The sequence below is a fragment of the Streptomyces atratus genome, from assembly GCF_900119365.1.
Lineage (GTDB): Bacteria > Actinomycetota > Actinomycetes > Streptomycetales > Streptomycetaceae > Streptomyces > Streptomyces atratus_B.
Genome location: NZ_FPJO01000020.1, coordinates 137,345 through 157,314, shown reverse-complemented (window position 1 = coordinate 157,314; position 19,970 = coordinate 137,345). Strand labels below are relative to the sequence as shown.

Annotated in this window: 21 protein-coding genes; 8 read left to right on the top strand and 13 right to left on the bottom strand. The window is 69.6% G+C overall.

Features of this window, described 5'->3' with window-relative positions:
• The 5 genes from BT364_RS28250 to BT364_RS28230 form a co-directional block, all read right to left on the bottom strand.
• Nucleotides 1-213 (bottom strand): hypothetical protein (locus tag BT364_RS28250; RefSeq protein WP_143166564.1); only part of this gene is annotated, 213 nt, incomplete at its 3' end.
• Nucleotides 210-635 carry a DUF6507 family protein gene (locus BT364_RS28245; RefSeq protein WP_072488051.1) on the bottom strand — a complete coding sequence of 142 codons (426 nt, stop codon included), beginning with the start codon at nt 633-635 and terminating at the stop codon, nt 210-212. The genes BT364_RS28245 and BT364_RS28250, both read right to left, overlap by 4 nt.
• A 331-nt stretch (nt 636-966) precedes the next feature.
• On the bottom strand, nt 967-1,200 hold the full coding sequence (locus tag BT364_RS28240) for a DUF397 domain-containing protein (protein ID WP_072488050.1): 234 nt from the start codon (nt 1,198-1,200) through the stop codon (nt 967-969).
• Nucleotides 1,193-1,384, bottom strand: a complete 192-nt coding sequence (locus tag BT364_RS28235) for a DUF397 domain-containing protein (protein ID WP_072488049.1) — start codon at nt 1,382-1,384, stop codon at nt 1,193-1,195. Before BT364_RS28235 ends, BT364_RS28240 begins: the two co-directional genes overlap by 8 nt.
• 12 nt (nt 1,385-1,396) lie before the next feature.
• Entirely contained in the window at nt 1,397-2,248 is an 852-nt protein-coding gene (locus BT364_RS28230) for a helix-turn-helix domain-containing protein (RefSeq protein ID WP_072488048.1), read from the bottom strand.
• A gap of 209 nt (nt 2,249-2,457) precedes the next feature.
• Between BT364_RS28230 and BT364_RS28225 the strand changes: the two genes are divergently transcribed.
• On the top strand, nt 2,458-2,892 hold the full coding sequence (locus BT364_RS28225; protein ID WP_072485798.1) for an ATP-binding protein: 435 nt from the start codon (nt 2,458-2,460) through the stop codon (nt 2,890-2,892).
• 300 nt (nt 2,893-3,192) lie between these two features.
• On the opposite strand, the gene BT364_RS42330 is transcribed toward BT364_RS28225, so the two are convergent.
• From BT364_RS42330 to BT364_RS28185, 8 genes are all read right to left on the bottom strand, one after another.
• The gene (locus BT364_RS42330; protein ID WP_143166563.1) at nt 3,193-3,522 is read right to left on the bottom strand and encodes a hypothetical protein; all 330 of its coding nucleotides are present in this window, start codon (nt 3,520-3,522) and stop codon (nt 3,193-3,195) included.
• Nucleotides 3,523-3,647: 125 nt separating this feature from the next.
• The gene (locus BT364_RS28215; RefSeq protein WP_072488046.1) at nt 3,648-4,880 is read right to left on the bottom strand and encodes a DUF4185 domain-containing protein; all 1,233 of its coding nucleotides are present in this window, start codon (nt 4,878-4,880) and stop codon (nt 3,648-3,650) included.
• 132 nt (nt 4,881-5,012) lie between these two features.
• Entirely contained in the window at nt 5,013-6,002 is a 990-nt protein-coding gene (locus BT364_RS28210) for an alpha/beta hydrolase (RefSeq protein ID WP_072488045.1), read from the bottom strand.
• 60 nt (nt 6,003-6,062) lie between these two features.
• Complete coding sequence (locus BT364_RS28205) at nt 6,063-7,058, bottom strand: LGFP repeat-containing protein (RefSeq protein ID WP_072488044.1); 996 nt, start codon at nt 7,056-7,058, stop codon at nt 6,063-6,065.
• Between the two features lie 104 nt (nt 7,059-7,162).
• Nucleotides 7,163-7,636 carry an RICIN domain-containing protein gene (locus BT364_RS28200; RefSeq protein WP_072488043.1) on the bottom strand — a complete coding sequence of 158 codons (474 nt, stop codon included), beginning with the start codon at nt 7,634-7,636 and terminating at the stop codon, nt 7,163-7,165.
• Nucleotides 7,637-7,749: 113 nt separating this feature from the next.
• Complete coding sequence (locus BT364_RS28195) at nt 7,750-9,135, bottom strand: serine/threonine-protein kinase (RefSeq protein ID WP_072488042.1); 1,386 nt, start codon at nt 9,133-9,135, stop codon at nt 7,750-7,752.
• On the bottom strand, nt 9,104-9,952 hold the full coding sequence (locus BT364_RS28190; RefSeq protein WP_177328256.1) for a serine/threonine protein kinase: 849 nt from the start codon (nt 9,950-9,952) through the stop codon (nt 9,104-9,106). Before BT364_RS28190 ends, BT364_RS28195 begins: the two co-directional genes overlap by 32 nt.
• Before the next feature lie 431 nt (nt 9,953-10,383).
• Nucleotides 10,384-11,139 (bottom strand): DUF4232 domain-containing protein, encoded by a 756-nt coding sequence (locus tag BT364_RS28185; RefSeq protein ID WP_072488041.1) that lies wholly within the window; start codon nt 11,137-11,139, stop codon nt 10,384-10,386.
• Between the two features lie 716 nt (nt 11,140-11,855).
• On the opposite strand from BT364_RS28185, the gene BT364_RS28180 reads away from it, so the two are divergent.
• The 7 genes from BT364_RS28180 (at nt 11,856) to BT364_RS28150 (ending at nt 19,959) form a co-directional block, all read left to right on the top strand.
• The gene (locus BT364_RS28180) at nt 11,856-12,245 is read left to right on the top strand and encodes a hypothetical protein (protein WP_107408321.1); all 390 of its coding nucleotides are present in this window, start codon (nt 11,856-11,858) and stop codon (nt 12,243-12,245) included.
• Nucleotides 12,242-14,038, top strand: a complete 1,797-nt coding sequence (locus BT364_RS28175; RefSeq protein ID WP_072488039.1) for an alpha/beta hydrolase — start codon at nt 12,242-12,244, stop codon at nt 14,036-14,038. The genes BT364_RS28180 and BT364_RS28175 overlap by 4 nt, the downstream gene beginning before the upstream one ends.
• Nucleotides 14,035-14,577: a hypothetical protein gene (locus BT364_RS28170; protein ID WP_177328255.1), complete on the top strand. Its 543-nt coding sequence runs from the start codon at nt 14,035-14,037 to the stop codon at nt 14,575-14,577. Before BT364_RS28175 ends, BT364_RS28170 begins: the two co-directional genes overlap by 4 nt.
• 282 nt (nt 14,578-14,859) lie before the next feature.
• Nucleotides 14,860-17,133 (top strand): alpha/beta hydrolase, encoded by a 2,274-nt coding sequence (locus BT364_RS28165; protein WP_256260249.1) that lies wholly within the window; start codon nt 14,860-14,862, stop codon nt 17,131-17,133.
• Nucleotides 17,130-17,735 (top strand): hypothetical protein, encoded by a 606-nt coding sequence (locus BT364_RS28160; protein WP_079179673.1) that lies wholly within the window; start codon nt 17,130-17,132, stop codon nt 17,733-17,735. Before BT364_RS28165 ends, BT364_RS28160 begins: the two co-directional genes overlap by 4 nt.
• 200 nt (nt 17,736-17,935) lie before the next feature.
• Nucleotides 17,936-18,943 carry a C40 family peptidase gene (locus tag BT364_RS28155; RefSeq protein WP_305729119.1) on the top strand — a complete coding sequence of 336 codons (1,008 nt, stop codon included), beginning with the start codon at nt 17,936-17,938 and terminating at the stop codon, nt 18,941-18,943.
• Between the two features lie 284 nt (nt 18,944-19,227).
• Nucleotides 19,228-19,959, top strand: a complete 732-nt coding sequence (locus BT364_RS28150) for a phosphatase PAP2 family protein (RefSeq protein ID WP_072488037.1) — start codon at nt 19,228-19,230, stop codon at nt 19,957-19,959.
• The last annotated feature ends 11 nt before the right edge of the window (nt 19,960-19,970 follow it).

Below are 19,970 nucleotides of genomic sequence, written 5' to 3'. Positions count from 1 at the left end.
CGCCGCGACCGGGGCGGTCGTCGCGAACAACTGCTCCGCCTCGGGAGCCTTGTAGAAGGCGCTCAGCCCGCCGAAGCTGCTGTGCACATCACCGGCAGCCGTCGCGATCGCGGCCCCGTGGCCCGACAGAGCCGTCACCTTCGTGTCGAGCAGGGCCAGGTCACCGGTGAAGACCGGTATCCCCACCGGGTCGACCGGCTCGGTGTCACTCACCGGTGCCCCTGCATGCCTTTGAGGACGTCCAGACGCACGGCCTTCGCCGCGTCCTGCGCGTGCCTGGCCGTCTCCAGATCACCCTCGCAGTACGCGTTGGTCGCCTCGACCGCCCCCAGCACGGACGCCTCGATCCGCTCCGCCGCCGCCTTGAGGTCCTTCTTGCGCACGCCCAGATACTCACCCAGCGCCGCGGCCACCGGCCCCATCGCCTGACGGGACAACGGCGCCTGACCCGGAGCCACCGGCCCCTGCAGATGCGTGACCGCCTGCGCACCCGGCACCGCCGTACCCGCCGCCTGCGCCGCCTCCGACACCGTCGCCATCAACGCCGTCAGAGCCTTCTCCAGATCGCCGGCATGCCCACCGACAACCCTCAACTGACCCTGCACACCCTGCGGCCTGATGTCCCACCCCACCATGGGGAGGCCCCCTCTTTGTTGCGCCCTGCTGAAACCGGTTGATGACCCGCTCCAACGACACATGCAGCTGACCATGGACGGGGCGAACGGTTGTTCGCTTGATCATCCCTGTCAACCCGGGCGTCGCTGGCGCAATCAGCAAATCGGCAATTGGCCAACACTGGCTCACTCATGACTTGGTGATGCGTACTGATCGCAGCCTTGCCAGTGTCGGGAGAGGTGTTTGCAGCTATGGACGTATGCGGAGTCTTCCGCCGCCCGCCCGCGCGCGAACGGTTCGCCCGCGCCTGGGCGGACGCCGGTTCTTCTCCTCGGCCGAGAGGCCCCGGCGCTAGTCGGCGGGCTCGGCGAAGTGGTCGAACTCGCCTGCCATGACGCCCTTGGTGAAGGCCACCCATTTCGTCCGGGTGGTCGTGACGATGTTGGTGGGGTCGCCGGTCTCGCGGAGGTAGACGAGTTCGTCCGGACCGAAGGCGATCTCGATCCAGGGTCCGGGGCCCTCCGAGCCTTCGGGGGCGGCGCGGACCCAGGTCAGGTCGGCGGGGATGCCGGGGGCGTCAGTCACGGGTGCGGTCCTCCTTGATGGTGCGTACGAGGGCGGCCCAGGCGGTGGGGGTGGTGTGGAGTACGGCTCCGGCGCGGTCGCCGGATTCGGTGAGGCGAACGGTGCGCGCGGGCGAGGCGGATATGTGTATACACGCATCTCCTTCCCCGCAGTACGACGACTTCTGCCAGGGGGATGTGGGCACGGCGGCGTCCTTTCACAGTTCCTGTGCGATACGGCGGATGAAGTTCTGCGATTTCTTCGGGGTGAGCGCGACGGCTTCCATCCGGTCGAGGAGCGTGCGGTACTTCAGCAGCTGATGCTCGGCGTCCAGCAACACCGGCCCGTGGGACTGGTCGAGATGCACCGTGTCCAGCTGAGGAGCCGGGCCAAGCCCGTACGCGACCGATTGTCCGGATCCTGGGTAGGCGCCGGCGTCGAACGGGATCACGGAGACGGTGATGTGCGACTGGCTGCTCATCGACAGGATGTGCTCCAGCTGCTTGCGTGCTGCGTCGCGTCCGCCGAACTTCATTCGGAGAGCCGCCTCGTGTATGACGGCCGAGTATGTGACCGGAGATGCCCGGTAGATGACGTCCTGGCGCTTGATGCGGTGGGAGACGCGGTGCTCGATCTCTGGCGGCGTCAGTTGCGGTACGACCTGGCCGAACACGGCGCGTGCGTGATCCGGGGTCTGGAGCAGCCCTGGAATGTGGCAGGTGTAGGCGGTTCGCAGGGCGACCGCGTGGTGTTCGAACTCTGCCAGGTCCAGCAGCCCTGTCGGGAGGATGCCCCGGTACTGCTCCCACCAGCCGGATGACCGCTCGATCGCCATGGCGGCCAGCGCGTTGACGTACGCGTCGTCGGAACAGGCGTAGACGCGCGCCATGGCACGCACCCGTTCGGGGCTCACACCGAAACGGGCGGACTCCACGTTGCTCAACTGTCCTGAGCTGGTTCCCACCCGCTTCGCAGCCTCGGTCGCGGTCATCCCCGCCTGCTCCCTGAGCTTGCGGAGCTCAGCTCCAAGACGACTGCGACGGGCCGTGAGCGCTGGCCTCGCTGCCATCGAACTCCTCCTGATGTGGGGCTGGTCGGGCTGTCACTCACATGAGGGAATCGGCCTACATTTTCTCGCGATTAGGCAAAACCTCTTTGCCGTGAGTCTAGTCTCGGTCTCAGGCCACCCGCCCGGAAGTACCCCGCTCGACGGAGCGGCCTCGTCACTGGGCAACCGGAAATCCGCGTTCCAACTTCCTCCCGTGAACGGAGACTTCCATGGTCGGTTCCACGGTATCCCCGCCCTGGACATACACCCTCCAACTCCCGCAGGATCCCCGCGCCCCCGGCGTCGCCCGCGCCACCCTCCGCAACGTCCTGCGCGTGCACGGCATGCCCGAACTCACCGAAGTGGCCGAGCTGTTGGCCAGTGAGCTGGTCACCAACGCCTACCTGTACTCCTCGGGGCCGTACTCCCTGCGCCTGCGCGACGCCGGGCGCAGCCGCATCCGGCTGAGCGTCTGGGACACCGATCCGCACATCCCCGCCCCGTTCCGATGGGGCGCCCAGACACCGGAAGAACTGGCCGAACGCGGGCGCGGGCTGTACCTCGTCACGCTCTACGCGGAGTCCTGGGGCGCGTACCCGATGCGGGGAGGGCTGCCGGGGCAGGGCGGGAAGCTGCTCTGGGCCGAGTGCGCGGCGAAGGCGTAGGGGCGGGTGCCGCCTGCTGGGAGTGCTGCCGGGGCACCCGGCGCATCTCCGGGTTCGGCCGGAGCGGCAGTGAAAGTCGGGCCGCGCTCCGGGGCGAACAAGCCCGAAGGCAGTACGCGGCTCAGGGCGCCACCGTGGTGATCGGCGACGCCCCGCCCTGTCTGTCTGCTCCGGGGCACACGAGCCCGGTGGCAGTGCATGGCTCGGGGCGCCACCGTGGTGATCGGTGACGCCCCGGCCTGTCTGTCGACGGGTACGGCCGCTACGTGGACGGCACCCGCTTCGCTCCCTCGGTCCTGGTCAGCAGGGGCGCAGTGAATACACCGGAGCCCAGTCCGCCGTGCCGGAGCTGTATGCGGTCGAACGCCACAGCTCGTTGCCCGACTGCCTGTAGAACCGGGCGACCGTCCCCTTGGTCTGGTTGTTGATCCACGGGCCGGTGCCCCACCAGTTGGAAACGGTCCACAAGCCACAGGTGTAGTAGTTGAAGACCGTGCCCCGGACATCCATGCACAGGTACCCGTACCGGCAGCTCAGCTGGAGCCCGGGCGTGGCCTTGGTCGCGGTGAACCTCGGGTTGCGTCTGTGCCTTGGCCAGCTCTTCGCCCCTTGCTTGCCGCGCCGTGTCACGTCCGAGTGGAAGCAAGGGGTCGGTCCGGTGGCCGGAGCGGCACAAGGCGTACGGGGCCAGGGTCGGCGAACCCGTGACCCTTCCGAAATGGCCGATTCCGGGCGTATGGCGCGAGAAAGAGATGTCAGGGCTGGATGCCGTCGTACTGGAGGACGCGGTAGGGCGTCTTCCCCTGGTTGATCGACTGCCACTGCGAGGCGATCAGGGTCAGGGACGTGGCGCTCGCGCTGCCTGGGTGGATGTATCCGCCGTAGAGGAACGGCAGCTGGGGCTTGCCCCAGTGGTGCGGCGGCAGGCCGTCGCCGACGATCTGGGGCTTGGGGGCGGTCCAGACGGCGTCCGGGCGGGGCGCGGTGCGGGTACAGATCGCGTAGTCGTCCACGTCGAAGTAGCTCATGCAGTACGTGTTGCCGATCCGCTTGACGGAGAACTCCCCGATCCTGTTGCCGGACAGCATGATCGACGGCCCCGCCGCCCGCGTCCACTGCCAACGGCCGTCCAGGTAGGCCCAGTTCTCCTGAGCCCCGAAGTTGCCCGCACGGAACTCGTCCGGCCGGATGCGGAACAGCTGGATCGCGCCGCCGTCGGCGGTGTTGGAGTGTGTGCCGTTCCAGCGCTTGGAGAAGATGTACAGCCAGCCGTCGGGGTCGATGCCCGCGAACGACCACATCCCGTACATGGACTGGTTCGTCCCCTGGGTGTCGCCCGCCCAGTGGTACGGGTAGTCCTGCCAGGTCACGCCGTAGTCGTCCGAGTACGCGACGCCCGACATCAGCGAGCCGTCGTACCCGGCGGGGATGTTCTCCCACAGGGCCACCGAGGTGTACTGGATGTAGGTGCGTCCGCCGAACTCGATGCAGTCGTTGGGGATGCGGGAGATCTCGAAGCCGTGCCCGTTGTCCGCCCGGTGCGCGTAGTCGAAGCACTGGTCGGCGGCGCCGCCGGTGGGCATCGCCCAGGAGAACGAGATCGGGGTCGCGCCGGAGGCGTCGAAGTCCGCCTGGTTCAGGATCACCGGAGACCCCAGGTAGGGATCGGCCTGGGCGATTCCGCCGAACGCGTCGCCGAACACATAGCCCCAGGTGTTGTCGTGCTCCCGGTGGTACGGGATCGCCAGGTCACCGGAGCCGAGGCCCTGTGCGCTCGCCGAGTCGCCGGGCTGCTCGCACAGCGGGGTGCCGGTCTGGAGCAGTCGCGCGGTCGGGCGCCCGGCCGCCGCCCGGCCCGACCGGTCGTCGGCGGCAGCCACACCGGGGGCGGCGCCCAGCAGGCCGGCGCCCAGAGCGAAGCCCATGCCTGCCTTGAGCGCCGACCGGCGGGTGGCGTTCCGGCGGTCCGGCTGCGAGGGGGTGGGCATGTTCGGTCCTCCGTGTGTCTGGGAGTGGGGGAGGCGGGGTGGTCGGGGCCGGGGGTTTGGCCGGCCCCGACCACGCCCGTGCCGGGTCTTTCACAACGCCGTGCTGCCCGTGTTACGCCGTGTCGTGCCGCGTTATGCCTTGCGGAGGCGCCCGATGATGCCGTCGAGGTCGCGGAGGAACAGGGGGACGCGGAACTCATGGCTGCCGGGCTCCTCGTGCGCCTCGTACGGGATGCCTGCCCCGTCGAGGAGGCCGCGGAACTCCCGCTGGCCCTGGAGCACGTTGTCCTCGCTGACCTGGCTGAACCAGGGCACGGGTTGGCCACCGGTGCCGGCGACCAGGAAGACCCGCTTGTTGCGGTAGCTCTCGATGCGCTCGACCGGGTTGTCGGCGCTGACCCTGGCCTCGTCCCACAGCGGAGCGCCGTAGACGGTGCCGCCCGCCAGGTCCGCGGCGGCGGAGGACACATTGGCCCAGTGCACGATCGCGCCGAGGTTGCGGCGCAGGCTGGCCGGGCCGGAGTGGGCGCTGACCGAGGCGAAGTGGCCGTAGTACTTGGCCGCGTACTTCAGTGCGCCGAAGCCGCCCATGGAGAACCCGGCGACCGCGCGGCCGTCGTACTCGGCGAAGGTGCGGAAGTTCGCGTCGATCCAGGGGATGAGCTGGGCGACGTGGAAGGTCTCCCAGTTACGGGCGCCCGTGTTGGAGCTGACCGGGTTGGAGTACCAGCCGGCGTGGCCGCCGTCGGGCATCACGACGATGATCGGCTTGCCGGCGGTCCAGTCGCGGACACCCGCGCGGTCGAACTCGATGAAGTCCGAGGTGAGGCCGCCGCCGTGGAAGAGGTAGAGCACCGGGTAGGTGCGGCCGCTGGTGGCGTAGTCGTCGGGGAGCAGGACGTTGACGCCGGGGTTCCAGCCGATCGCGTCGGTCTGGAAGCGGTAGTACTTCATGCGGGGATCGTTCTCGTTGTGGTCCACGATGTGCAGCCCGAAGCCGTCACCGGCGGCGCTCGCCGCCGTGGCCGTCGCGAGGACGCCACCGGCGCCGAGCGCCAGCGCGGCGGAGAGGCCGCCCGCGGCCTTCAGGACGTTCCTGCGGGTGGGACGGTGCTCGCTCAACGTGACCTCCTGGTCGGAAGCGGAAATGGCGACGGAGAATCGCCAGTTGTCGGGGAATCGCTAGTTGTCGGTGATCCAGGTGCCGCGGTCGGCGTTCCAGTGGATGGTGGCCTTCTGGAATTTCTGGGCCTTGCCGCCGCCTGCTTCGTCGGTTTCGTCGGTGAGGGGGTAGCCGAGTGCGGTTTCGTGTCCGGCGGCGTGGAAGGCGTCGTAGATGGCGCCGTGGACGGTGTGTGCTCCGGTCCGGGGTGACCAGAGGAAGAGGCCGTGTTCGAAGAACTGGTAGCGGCCGCGGGTTCCGTCGGGTGCCTGTGCGGCGTCGGCCTCGTCGGTGGTGGGGAAGCCCCAGCGGCGTTCGGCGTCCGTGTCCCAGAACTTCGTGAGGATGTCCCCGTAGATCGCGTGGGCCTCGTCCGGGTGCCAGAGGATGATCCCGTTCCGGAAGAGCTGGAACCGCCCGCCGAGCGAGGAGTTCTCCTCGGCGCGGAGCGGCGGGCCGAGCGGGCCGCCGGGCCCGCCCAGGTCGGCGTACTTCGTCCCGATCGTGCCGTACGGCTGGAACGCCTCGGCCATCAATTCCCGGGCGTAGCCCTCCGCCTGGGGGTAGCGCTCCGGGTAGGCGGAGCGCTGGACGGCCTGGGCCAGTTCGCCCGCGGTGTCCCAGTCGGGCTCCATCTGCTGGGCCACCTCGAAGAACTTGTTCGCCGCGAAGTCGACGTCGAGGCACTGGGCGGGTTCGCACCAGCCCATCGAGGGCCGCTGCTGGAAGACCCCGAGCGAATCCCGGTCCCCGCACGCCAGGTTGTTCATGCGGGACTCGACCCAGCCCGTCTCGAAGCCGGCGAGCATCACCTTGTCGGACACGCCGCGACGCTGCCCGACCTCGTACACCTTGCGGGTCACGGCGATGTCCCGGTCCGGCGGGATGTCGCAGAACAGGGTGGCCGGGGCGGAGTTCCCGAGGGGGCCCGGCACGTCGCCCGCGCCCTTGGCGAAGGCCGGGTTGCCGAGGCCGGTCACGGCCACCACGACCAGCAGGACCGCTGATCTCCACATCGCACGTCGTCGTTCGGCCGAGCCACGCACCTGACTGCTCCTTCGCGTCGGAATAGCCTTGCGGGAAAGTGGGGTGGGGAGTCCGCGTCGCGGTGACGCGGGTATCAGAACCAGCTCTGGTACGGGGTTTCGTTGCAGGGCCAGGTGCGGAAGCCCAGGGAGCTGTCGTCGATGCACCGCAGGGTCGCCTGGTTCTGGAAGCGGACGGTGCCGTCGTCCCAGACCTTGATCCACCAGCTCTGCTCCGGGCTGGAGCTGCAGGTGCCGACGGTGCGGAACCCGTTGTCGCTGTCCTCGACGCAGCGGTTCGTGTTGACGTTGCGCAGCTGGCGCGTTCCGTCGTCCCAGACCTTCACGTCCCACAGCTGTGGATTGCTTCCGTTGCAGCTCCAGGTGCGGAAGCCGTTGTCGGTGTCGTCCATGCAACGGCCCGTGGCCTGATTGCGGAAGCTCTGGGTGGCGTCGGCGACCCGCGCGGGGGACGCGGAGCCGTTCTCGGCGGCCAGGGCGTCGGGCGGCGCGGCCAGGGAGGCGAGGACGAAGACCCCGCCGAGCAGGAGCGAGCGCGTGCCGCGCATGGGTTGTTCCCTCTTCCTTGCGGTGGCTGTGGGTCCGCAAGGTAGCCGTCGGGCCGCCGGGCAGGACATCCGGAACGATCCGGAGTGACAGCCCGCGACGCGAACACCGACACTCAACGAACGGGCTTGGGCCGCGGGCAGTCGGGAACCCGGGGATGGTCCGCCGTGCGCACGGCGGGCAGCCAGGCCGAGGAGGCGGCGGAGCCCGCCGGCAGCCGGACGCGGTACCACTCGGTGGAGCTGGCGTCCGACTCGTCGATGATGGGCACCCCCTGGGGGAGGCGGCAGTCGACGGCGAGGACGTCGCCGTGCCAGACCCGTGTCGGTACGACGTTGTCGACGGTGTACGGCTGAAGGGGGTCGATCGCCAGGCCGAGACTGCACTGCGGGTTGCGGTCCGTACGGTCCCGGCAGTCGTCGTCGGCGTTGAACACCTTGAGCCGGCCCGGCGGTTCGTCCCTGGCGGCGGACGCGGTGCCGCCGACGGCGTGCGACCAGACCGTCGCGGCCGCCGCGCACACCGCGACGGTCACCAGGGCGGCGCGCCTCCCCCACCGGCGGCGTGCCGGGCGGGGCGGCGACGACCGTGCGGTGATCCGTGCCAGGAGGCTCTCGGCGCTGTGCGCGGCGCGGTCGGCATGGGTCGGGGCCAGGCAGTCCATGGCCAGGGCACGCCAGAACGGTGGGACCGCGCCGTCGATCCGTAGCGGTGCGCGCCCGTCGGCGTACTCCTGCACCGCCGCGCCGCGCGCCACCGGAGTCGCACCGGGGAACGGCGAGGCGCCCGAGGCGAACACCTCGTGGACCATGATGCCCAGGGCCCAGATGTCGGCGCTGGGCCGGATCTCCACGCCGTGCTCGCCGAGCGGGGCCTGCCAGCGCTCGGGCGGGAGATAGTCCAGGGTGCCCATCGGCGGGGCGTACCCGTGGGTGCCGTCGGTGCCGGTCAGTTCGGTGGCGAGCCCGAAGTCCGAGAGCTTCAGCGCACCGTCGGCCATCAGCAGGATGTTCTCCGGCTTGAGGTCGCCGTGCACCCAGCCGCTGCCGTGCAGATGGGCCAGGCCCTCGCAGATCTCGGCGAACAGCCGGGCGACGTCCGCCTCCGCGACCCCGGCATCGAACAGGTCCCGCAGACTGCGCTCGGCCCGCTCCATCACCAGCACGATCGCACCGTCCAGGAACGCCCGGTCCGGATCGCTGATCACGGCGGAGTCCAGCAGGTGGATCAGCCTCGGATGGCCGGCCCGGCGGTCCAGTTCGACCTCCCGCCGGGCGGTCTCCGCGACCTTGCGGGCCTGGCGCGGCGCCAGCCCCGAGGTCGGCAGGATCTTCAGCGCGACCTCCGCCGGCCCCTTCGCCGGGTCTACCGGGCGGCCCGCGTACACCGTTGCCCAGCCGCCGGACGCGATCGGCTCGGTGACCTCCCAGCCGCCGATCCGGTAGCCGCGCGGGAGCGGCTCCGTACGGTCACTTCCCGATGTGTCGCCCCGGACGCGCACCGTCTCCCCCTCCGGTCCGGTCCGTCTCCCGGTCCCGGAGGCCCGTCGAGGCCCGGGGCGGCAGCAGTGCCAGATGCTCCTCCCGTACGAGTCCGAACCGCAGCGCGGTCCCGACCAGGGCCTCCCGCTTCCCGTTGCGGCGCGCTCCGCAGGATCCGTGCTCGGGCGGAGCGCTGATCCGCATCTTCTCCTCGGCGAGGTAGTCGATGTGCGAGCTGACCGCCCGGGCCTTCAACTCGCCGCACGCGGCGTGACCCCTGAGCCGTTCGACGATCTGCGGGGTGGTCGGCACCGCGACCGGCGACTCGTCGCGCAGCCGCGGCTCGCAGAGCGCGACCAGGACCAGGAAGTAGAGCGCGGTCTCGTCCAGTGAGTACGCCATGACGGTGCGGCTGCCCCACTGGCCCGCCATGCCGTCGGGGTCCAGATAGACGTGGTCGGGCGCGAACACCTGGAAGGCGACGGTGGTGCCGCGGCGGGTGGGCAGCACGACCCGGGAGAACTCGAAGGGGATGGGGGCCCCGGCCCGCCGGGGCGGGACCCGCAGATACTCTCCCGCTCCCTCCGGGTTCTCCACCAGATAGCTCTGGGTCGCGCTGTGGTTGCTGAGCTGCCAGTGGTCGTCGGTCACCCGGATCTCGCCGGCCAGCCGGGAGATGGCCTCGTCGTCGAGGAGCAGCTCCACCGGGATCGTCGCCGAGCCCCGTCCGAAACGCGCCACTTCCCCCGGGCCGAGCCGCAAGGTCACCGGGTCACCGCCCAGCGCCCCGGTGACGTCACCGCCCACCCGCGGCAGATGGACAACAATGCCGCTCACTGCCCTCACCTCGTCCCCCGTGGCAACGACTACCGCACCGGTCGAACGTTACCCATCCCGGGGGGCGGTCCCCGTCCGGATTCTGGTCGTTTTCGGACTGTCGTCAGGTCGTCCGCCGCGGTGCGGAGCTGTTTCCGGAACGGCCGTCAGGGGGCGCGCACGCCGGGCGCCCAGCTTCAGGTCCTTGCGCGGCGAGGAGAGCACGGGACGGGGTAGGTGGGCGCGGAACTCGGCGTTCGGCAGCGGGCATTCGGCCCGGAGCACGACGTCGCCCACTCTGACGAACTGGCTCGATTTAGCGCCTGCTGGCTCCCGTGTGTACGCGGCCGGTGTATTGCCGGCCGTGCGGCGGAGGAGGCCTCGCCCACGACCGACGCAAAGAGCCCGGATCACGTCGGATCCGGGCCCTCGGGTGTCAGGTGTCGGGTGGGTCAGGACTTGCCCGCCGACTGCATGGAGCTCACCGCGTCGGCGACCGTGCTCCGGTACAGGCCCAGCTTCGGGTCGCCCACCTTGACGTCGGGGCCGAGCGGGAAGTTCTGCGTCTCCGCGTTGGCCATGTGGTCGCCGTCGGGCAGCACGTTCATCTCGTCGACCCAGGTCACGCCGTTCTTGCCGCTCGGGTTGAGGTCGATCACCGCGATGGCGGCCGTCTTCGGCTTGACCGGGTACGCGGGCGCGCCGCCCAGGCCGCCGGGGACCGCCGGCGTGATGTCACCGCTGTGGTCCGAGGCCTTGGCGGCGCCCAGGCTGACCCGCGGGAAGTAGCTCAGGCCGCAGGAGTTCGCGCCGGTGTTGTTGATCTCGATCACGTGCTGGGTGGCCGAGCCCTCCCGGGGGTACACGCGCACCGACAGGTCCGAGCTCTTGCACGGGTGCTTGTAGGCGTAGCTGTCGCTGGTGTTGCCGCCCGCGTTCGCGGTGCCGCCGGACGTGCCCGTCTTCGAGGTGCCCGTCTTCGAGGTGCCCGTCTTCGTGGTTCCGGTGTTCTGCGCGGTGGCGCCGGACTTCGAGTCGTCCGTGGTCTTCGAGGCGTCGGTGGACTTGGAGTCCGTCGAGGCGGCGGCCGCCGGGCCGGCGGACTTCGTGCCGGTGTCGTCCCCGCCGCAGGCGGTGAGGGACAGAGCGAGCACCGCGGTGACGGCGCCGAGAGCAGCGGTGTGCTTGCGGGTGCGGATCTTACGCATGAAATTCTCCAGGACGAGGGTGAGGCAAGGCCCGGATCCTGCGGCGAGCCGCTCCCCCTGACCTCTTGACATCCAAAGCGTCCTGTGGATCGCTCACGTTCCGCTGATGCCTCACTGACGTCCTGCTGACGTCCTCGGAATACCCCTCCAACGGGTTCATGGGCGGGCCGCGTGCGGGTCTGTCGCCTGGTGGGCGGCAGGGCGGCGGGCGGGGCGTCGGCCGGGGGAAGGGCCCGCAGGAGCGCACGGATCGTCGCCGCGGGCCTGCGTGACCGGCCGGATCTGCTGACCCGCTGGGACGCGGAGCCGGGCTGGGTCGGCACCGATTTCCGCGACCGGGACCTCACCGCCGTCTTCCTCCTGTACCGCCCGGCGCCGACCGCCGGACGGAACGGGGACGACGCCCCGTGGCAGCACTGCATGACGCCCCCTGGCAGCACTACATGTGGCACATCCCGGAGGGCGGAACCCCTCCCGAGGACCGGGCCGCTGCCGTGCTGCACCGCCTCGCCACGGAGGACCCGAGGACGTACGGCGGGGGCACCGGACGCGGGCAGGGCCCGGCGCCCGTCCACCGTTCGGGTGATCCGCCCTCGGGGGGCCCTGCGTTGGGACGCCGGGGAACCGGGGCCCGCCCCGCCCGTCGGTGTCCGGACGCGTGGGCGTGTTGCGGGCCCCGGATTTGGCACAGTGCCGCTCCGCGATCAAGGAACGGGGTGGGCGCAGTGGCAGTGGTGGGACAACCCGGGGGCCGGCAGCGGCTGAGCGACCTGGCGGGCGGTGGGGACGTGCTGAAGCACAGCGACGGCGCGTGGCTGCGGGCCGCCGGCGGGGCGGAGGGCATGTGCACGCATCTCGGCCCGGTGAAGTCGGAACTGGAGTCCGCGCACGAGGGCCTCCTCGCCGGAACCGGCGGGCTGACCGCACTGGCGGAGCTGGGCGCCGTACGGGAGTCGTGGACGCGGAGGTTCGAGGCGGCGCGCGGGGAGTGCCGGGCACTGGCCGGGAAACTGCGCGACGTCGCGCGGGCCCAGGGCGAGACGAACGAGACCGTGAGGTCCGCCTTCGGGCCCGTGGCGTCGGCGGGACGGGACGGGGCGCGATGACCCTGACCTGGGCGCAGCTGCGGGCCCTGAAGTGCGGCGAACTGGAGGGCGCGGCCGACGGGTGGGGGAAGGCGAGCAACCGCGCCGACGCGGGCCGGGACCGGATCGAGACGCAACTGCTGAACGGCCTGCGGGACACGCAGCACGGCGAGGCGGCGAAGGCGGCGGTCGGACGGCTGCGGCAGATGAGCCGGAACCTGAGCTACGTCTACACGGAGTGCGGTCTGCTCCGTACGACGCTGAACAGCATGGCCCATGAACTGCGTGCCCAGCAGAGGGCGTTGCGGGAGGCGCTGGACGACGCGGAGGCCCTGAAGTTCACCGTGCACGGCGACGGTTCGGTGACGTACCCGGCGGCGGGCGAGGGCCTGATCGACGGCGGACCGCTGCCGGGCGGCACGGCGACGGTGGGCGCCACGGCACCCGGACTGCACGCGCCTTCGGGCCTGGTAGCCCCCAACCCGAACGTGGCGAAGGCGCAGGACATCGCGGACCGGGTGGCGAAGGCCGTGCGGACGGCGGCCGAGATCGACTGGCGGTACGCCCGCATCCTGCGGAAGCTGAAGGCCGAGGAGGGCCTGAAGGTCCCGAACTCGACCTGGCAGGACGCGGCGGGCGACGCGGCAGCGGTACGGGACGCGGCGCGCGGCTACCTGAAAGACGCAATCCCCCGCGACGCGACACCGGCCGAGCGGAAAGCCTGGTGGTCCGCCCTGACGGACGAACAGCGCGAGGAGTACCTCGCGGTGTACCCGGACCAGATCGGCAACTTGGACGGCATTCCGGCTTTGGTGCGGGATGCGGCGAACCGGGACAACATCCAGTTGTTGATGGGCAAGTTGGAGGGGCGGGACGACGCGAAGTCGGAGACGCAGTTGGCGGCGCTGCGGGAGATCGATCGCCAGCTGCGGGTTGGGAGCAAACCTGGGGAGCCTCCCATGTATTTGTTGGGGGTTAGCGACGAGGGAAATGGGCGCGCGATCGTTTCCTACGGGAATCCCGACACTTCGAAGAATGTTTCGGCCTACGTGCCGGGCCTGAACACGTCCCTTGACGAGGAATTTGCGAAGAATGACCTCAAGCGTGCCCATGACACCGCAATTGGAACTCGCATCCATGATTCATCGAGCGCGTCGATCGTGTGGCTTGGCTACGATGCGCCGCAGTTCCTGGACGGGGTAGACAGCTTGGCAGTCATGGGTGATGAAAGGGCCGAGAAGGGCGGGCGTGCCTTCAATGGGTTCATGGACGGCCTGTCAGCTACGAACGACAACGACGACCCCCACCTCACAGCCATTGGACACTCTTATGGATCGCGCACAGTGGGTGCGGCAACGCAGCAGGGTGGCGGGATTCCGGGAGTCGACGACATCGTTCTCGTGGGGAGCCCTGGAGTGGGGGTCGACCGTGCGGAAGACCTCGGAGTTGGAAGCGACCATATCTTTGTCGGCGCAGCAGAGCACGATGTGGTGACCAAGCTCCCGTCCGGGCGAGAGGGCACCGCGGGCATCGTGGGAACGATCGCGGCTGGTCCAGTGGTCGGATACGTGGCGGGAGACATTGCAGATCAAGGCGACGACGATCTGTGGTTCGGCAAGGACCCAGCGAGTGAGGGATTCGGCGCGAGGCGTTTCCCTGTCGATGAAGGGCCGCGTCTACTCAGCGGCGGGCGAATCACACTCGACGCACATAGCCAATACTTTGACCCGGAAAGAGACGCTTCGTCGGCTAACAGTATCGCCCTGATTGCTGCAGGCAAGCCCGAGAGGGTCAAGGTCGAGGAGTATCGGTGAAGGTCAAGCCCCGAACAATCATTGTGGCGCTCATCTTCTGTGTGCTGCTCGCTGGATGTGCGAATGACGGAAAGGCGGCCGACATGAATATGCAGGAGGCGGCGGACTACGCGGACGAAATCATGGACGCGACAGTGGGCGGCATCGACCCAGAGGTGCAATGGGTTCACGGCCCAACAACCACGGGAAGCTGTGCTGTGACGCGTAGACGAGCAGTGATGACCGTTGTGTCCGCGGCGCGCCGAGGGAACTTTTTGGGCTTGGTGGAACGGATGTGGCGGAGTCGCGATTACAGGATCAAGAGTGTCAATAGCGACACGGACTCCCCGGCTATCTATGCCCAGACGCGAGATGGTTTCGGTGTCACTCTGATCGTTGGGGGTGAAGGGCAAGTCTTCTTCGAGGTCGACAGCCCATGCGTGAAGGAATCAGAGGTCGCGGATCCCGTCGCTGAACCCAACGGGCCGACCGACACGCACGGTGAGATCATCCCCCGCCCCAACGTCCACTCCGACTTCTGGTCAGCCGGAGCATCCTGACGCTTCGTCACCGTCCCCAATGACCCGTAACAGGGCGATCGGTGGGGGTAAAGGGGCAGGTGGGGCAGGGCCCGGATATTGAGTCCGGCATTGGGCCCTGGGGCCCATGCCGGGCCCCGCGTTGTTGTGGTCGCATACGGAGTACCGGGGGAACTGTCGCTGCACCCACTCACAAAGCTGGGGAGACTTGCCGTGTCGGGCATACGAGAACTAGCGGTACCGGGCGGTGCTGATTTGAGCGCCGCCGAGGTCCCTCCGGGTAGACAACCACTGTCGCGCCCCTTGCAGGCGGTACTGATTCTCGTCCGACTGCTCTTCGTCCTCACGGTCGTCGGTGCGTTCGACGTGCTGGTCGTGGCCTCGTCCGTCGACGCGGTGGACGGCCGGCTGCTGGGCATGGTGCTGTACGCGTCGCTCCCCGGGATCGCCGGGTTCGTGTTGTCGCTGTACCTGCGGACCGGTGGCGTCTGGATCTGGCGCGGGCTCCTGGCCGTGCACGCCTGGCTCACGCTCGGGGCGCTGGCGACGCTGAACGACGCGGACAACGGCCGGGGCGTGACGCAGCTGGTGCTGCCCGTCGCCGTCATCGTCCTGCTGTCCCGGGCCAGTTCGCGCGGCTGGTTCCGGCTCGCCCCCGAACAGCGCGTCGAGCACCGGCCGTTCAGCGTCGTCAAGCGGATGATCAAGTGGCGCCGGGACAACGGTCAGACCGCGATGGAATACCTGGGCATGATCCTCGTGGTCGTGGCCCTCATCGGCGGGCTCGTGGCCACCGGGATCGGCGGGCAGGTGTCCGGCCAACTCCGTAACGCCATCTGCCAGCTGACCGGAAGTGCCTGCCCGCCGCCCGGCGCCATCGCCGACGGCAGCAACGGCAACGGGAGCGGGAGCGGCGGCGCCGACTCCGGTGGCGCCGGGACCGAAGGTGCCACCGTGACCGGTGGTACGGGCTCCGGCGGGGCGGACGCGACCGGTGGCAGCGGCTCCGGCGGTAGTGGCTCCGGTGGCAGCGGGTCCGGCGGCAGCGGGTCCGGGGGATCCGGGGCCTCGGGCGGTGCCGGTGGTGCCGGCGGTGCTGGTGGTTCGGGTGGAACCGGCGGTTCTTCTACAGGAGTCAACGCGGGTAGACAAACCCCGGTCCCCGGCTCCACCGGCGGCTCGAAGGGCGGCTTCCTCACCGGCGTCGTGGGCGACGACGGTCTGCTGGGCGACGTCACCGGGGCCATCGACACGATCGCGCACCCCGTCGACACCGCGAAGAACGTCGTCGACCAGTACGCGCAGGCCGCGAACAAGGCCGGCGACAAGTGGGGCAAGGGCAAGTACGTGGCCGCCGCCTGGGACGTGACCAAGGGTTCCGGCGGAGGCGGCAACGCGCTCACCGGGCTGCCCGGCTCCGGTACCCGCGTCGAGTCGGCGGTACGGGACAAGGAGCGGCAGTACCTCAACGACCGCATCCCGCGCGGCTCCAGCGCGGCCGGCCGCAAGGCCTGGTGGAACGGCCTGACGCAGGAGCAGCGTGACCGGTACCTGGAGCTCTCCCCGGACCAGATCGGCAGCCTGGACGGGATTCCGGTCGCGGACCGGGACAAGGCCAACCGCCGCAACCTGCCGGATCTGATCTCGAAGCTGGAGGGCAAGACCGACAAGGCGTCGCAGGAGAAGCTGGCCGGGCTGCGGGAGATCGACCGGCAGTTGAAGGAGGGCAGCCAGCCCCCGATGTACCTCATCGGCATCAGCGACGAGGGCAACGGCCGGGCGATCGTCTCCTACGGGAACCCCGACACCTCGAAGAACGTGTCGGCCTACGTACCGGGGCTGAACACCTCCCTCGACGAGGAGTTCGCGAAGAACGACCTCAAGCGCGCCCGTGACACCGCGATCGGCGCCCAGGGCTACGACCCGTCCAGCGCGGCGATCGTCTGGCTCGGCTACGACGCGCCGCAGACGCCGGACGGGCTGTCCAGCCTCGCGGTCGCGGGCACCGGCCGGGCGAAGAAGGGCGGCGCGGCCTATTACGACTTCATGGGCGGCATCGCGGCCACCAACCAGAACAGGGACCCGCACATCACGGCCATCGGGCACTCCTACGGTTCCCGCACCGTCGGTGCCGCGACCCAGAAGCTCGGCGGGATTCCGGGGGTGGACGACATCATCCTGGTCGGCAGCCCCGGGGTGGGCGTGGACCGTGCCGTGGACCTCGGAGTCGGCGCCGGGCATGTCTTCGTCGGTGCCGCGGCCAACGACCCGGTGACCAAGCTCCCGTCCAAGACGCAGGTCGTCGTGGGTGGGATCGGGATGATCCTGGGTGGTCCGGCCGGTGCGTACGCCGCAGGGGACCTCGCGGACCCGGGCGACGACGACCTCTGGTTCGGCAAGGACCCGGCGAGCAAGGCCTTCGGGGCCACGCGGTTCCCGGTGGACCCGGGCAAGCCCATGAGCTTCGACTCGCACTCCAACTACTTCAACCCGGTACGGGACGCCGTGTCCGCCGACAGCATCGCCCTTATCGTGTCGGGACACTCCGACCGGCTCAAGATGGAGGAACAGCGATGAGGCGCAGGTTTCAGATCGTTGCGGTGACTCTGGCTGTCGGCTTCGCGCTGTCCGCCTGCGGCAGCGAGAATGCGCAGTCGGGTGCTAACACGAGCACCACGGCCACGAAGAGCGCCAAGGGCACCGAGGGCACCAAGGGGAACGGTATGGACATGCAGGAGGCTGCCGACCGGGCCGACAGCATGCTCGACGCCGTGCTGAAGAAGATCGACCCCGAGGTGCAGTGGGCCCACGGTCCGACGTCCAAGGGCAGTTGCGATGTGACGCGCAGGCGCACCGTCATGACCATCGTGTCCGCGGACCGCAGGCAGGGCTTCCTCGACCAGGTCGAGCAGTTCTGGCGCGCGAGCGACTACCGCATCAAGGCGAAGAACAACGACACGGAGTTCCCGGCGGTCTACGCGGTGACGAAGGACGGCTTCGGCATCAGCGTGAGCATTCGCGCCAAGGGGCAGGCCTTCTTCGAGGCGGACACCCCCTGCGCGAAGGAGTCGAAGGTCGCCGACTCCGCGTCCAAGCCGAACGGGCCGGCCTACAAGGGCGTCTACCCGCTCCCCAGCCCCAATGTCCGCTCCGACTACTGGTCCGCCGGAGCGTCCTGACGGCCGCTCGGCCACTCCGCCACCCGGTGCGCCGGTCGATCCGGCCGGTGCACCCGGTGCGCCGGGCAGGCGGCTCCGTGCGCCGGGCAGGCGGCTCCGTGCGCCGGATTGGCCGGCCGATGCACCCCGATGACCCGGAAGACTCGTACACACCGTCGAAAACGCCCATGAACACGTCCCCGATGGGGGATGGTTGAGGGGTGCGGAAATTCTGGGTGGTCGGTGGCATCGGTGTCGGCATGGCCATGTGCTTCGTGGCGTTGCTCGTCGTCGGTACGTATTCCGCCGCCGCCGGACTCGCGAGTTCCGGCGGCGGTGCCGTAGCGCTGGCCAAGGGGGCCGTGCCCGCGAAGTACCAGTCGCTGGTGCAGAAGTGGGGCAACCTCTGCCCCGCCATCAACCCGGCCCTGCTCGCCGCCCAGCTGTACCAGGAGAGCGGCTGGAACCCCCGGGCCGAGAGTCCCGCCGCCGCGCAGGGCATCGCCCAGTTCATCCCGGGCACCTGGGCCGGACACGGGATCGACGGGGACAAGGACGGCGACCGGGACGTATGGGATCCGGCCGACGCGATCCCGTCCGCCGCCTCGTACGACTGCGAACTGGCCGGGTACGTGAAGAAGGTGCCGGGGGATCGGACCGACAACATGCTGGCCGCGTACAACGCCGGCGCGTACCGGGTGATCCGGGCCGGTGGGGTTCCGGACATCTCGGAGACGCAGAACTACGTCACCATCATCCGCTCCCTGGAGAAGAGCTTCGCCAGGCCCGTCGGCCGCGTACAGCCCTCGGAGCAGGCGGCCGGGGCGATCTACTTCGCGCAGAAGAAGCTCGGTACGCCGTACCTCTGGGGCGGCAACGGCACGCCCGAGCAGAACGGGCGCTTCGACTGCTCGGGGCTGACCCAGGCCGCGTACCGGACCGTGGACATCGAGCTGCCCCGGGTGGCGAACGATCAGTACAACGCCGGGCCGCACCCCTCCCGGGACGAGCTGCTCCCGGGCGATCTGGTGTTCTTCTCGAACGACCTGGGCAACTCGCGGGCCATCCATCACGTGGGGATCTACGTCGGCGGCGGGTACATGATCAACGCTCCGTACACCGGGGCCGTGATCCGGTTCGACAAGATCGACGCGCCCGACTACTTCGGTGCGACGCGTGTGACCAAGGACGGCGCCGCGGCCCTTCCGACGGACCGGCCGGCGGCATGACGCGGTGACGGCGGTGGCCGGAACTCTCCGTGAAGCCTGGGCCCTGAGCTGCGACGATGAGTCACTCTTCGATAACGTCATGGTGATCATTCGGTGGAGAGCGGAACGCCCGTGCAGGAGACGTCGTTCCCTGGGTGGACCGGGACGACGGCGCAGCGACCATGCGGCGCAGCAACGACTTACGCAGCAGTGATCCACGCAGTGATCGAACCGACACGGGGGTTCGTCAAAGCGGTGCACACCGGTGTGCCCGCGGCAGCAGACAAGGCAAGGGGCCGCAGCAGATGGCTGGACTCGTACTGGATGGGTCGAACCCCGACGTCAGCCTGCTCTACGACATCAACGGACTCGCGAAGTCCGCTCCCACCTGGTTCGACCGGGTCATGGAGTTCGTCGGTGAGTACGGAATCATGCTCGGCATGGTCCTGGTGGTCCTGTGGTGCTGGTGGAGCGTGCGCCGGCGCGGCACGGCCGACGACTCGGTGACGGCGGTCTCCGGGATCGTCTGGGCACCGCTCGCCGCCGGGATCGCGCTCCTGATCAACATCCCGATCCGTGGATTCGTGCACCGGCCCCGCCCGTTCAAGGACCACCAGGGTCTGGACGTCCTGGTGTCCGGGAAGAACGACTTCTCCTTCGTGAGCGACCACGCCACGATGGCGATGGCGCTGGCCGTCGGGATCTTCGTGGCCAACCGGAAGTTCGGCATCGCCGCGATCGCGCTCGCCCTCGTGGAGGGCTTCTGCCGGATCTACATGGGTGTCCACTACCCGACCGACGTCATCGGCGGATTCGCGCTCGGCACGGCCGTCGCCCTGCTGCTCGCCCCGCTGGCGATGATGCTGCTGACCCCGCTGACGGCGGCCGTCTCACGGTCGGACCGGTTCGGCCGGCTCGTACGGTCGCGCCGGCCGGTGCCGCCGGTGGCGGCCGGGCACCCGGCCGGGACGTTCGGGATCCCCGAGCCGCGGCCGGGCACAGGCGGCGGGGACGGCGAGAAGGACCTGGCCGCATAGGGCCGGGTTGC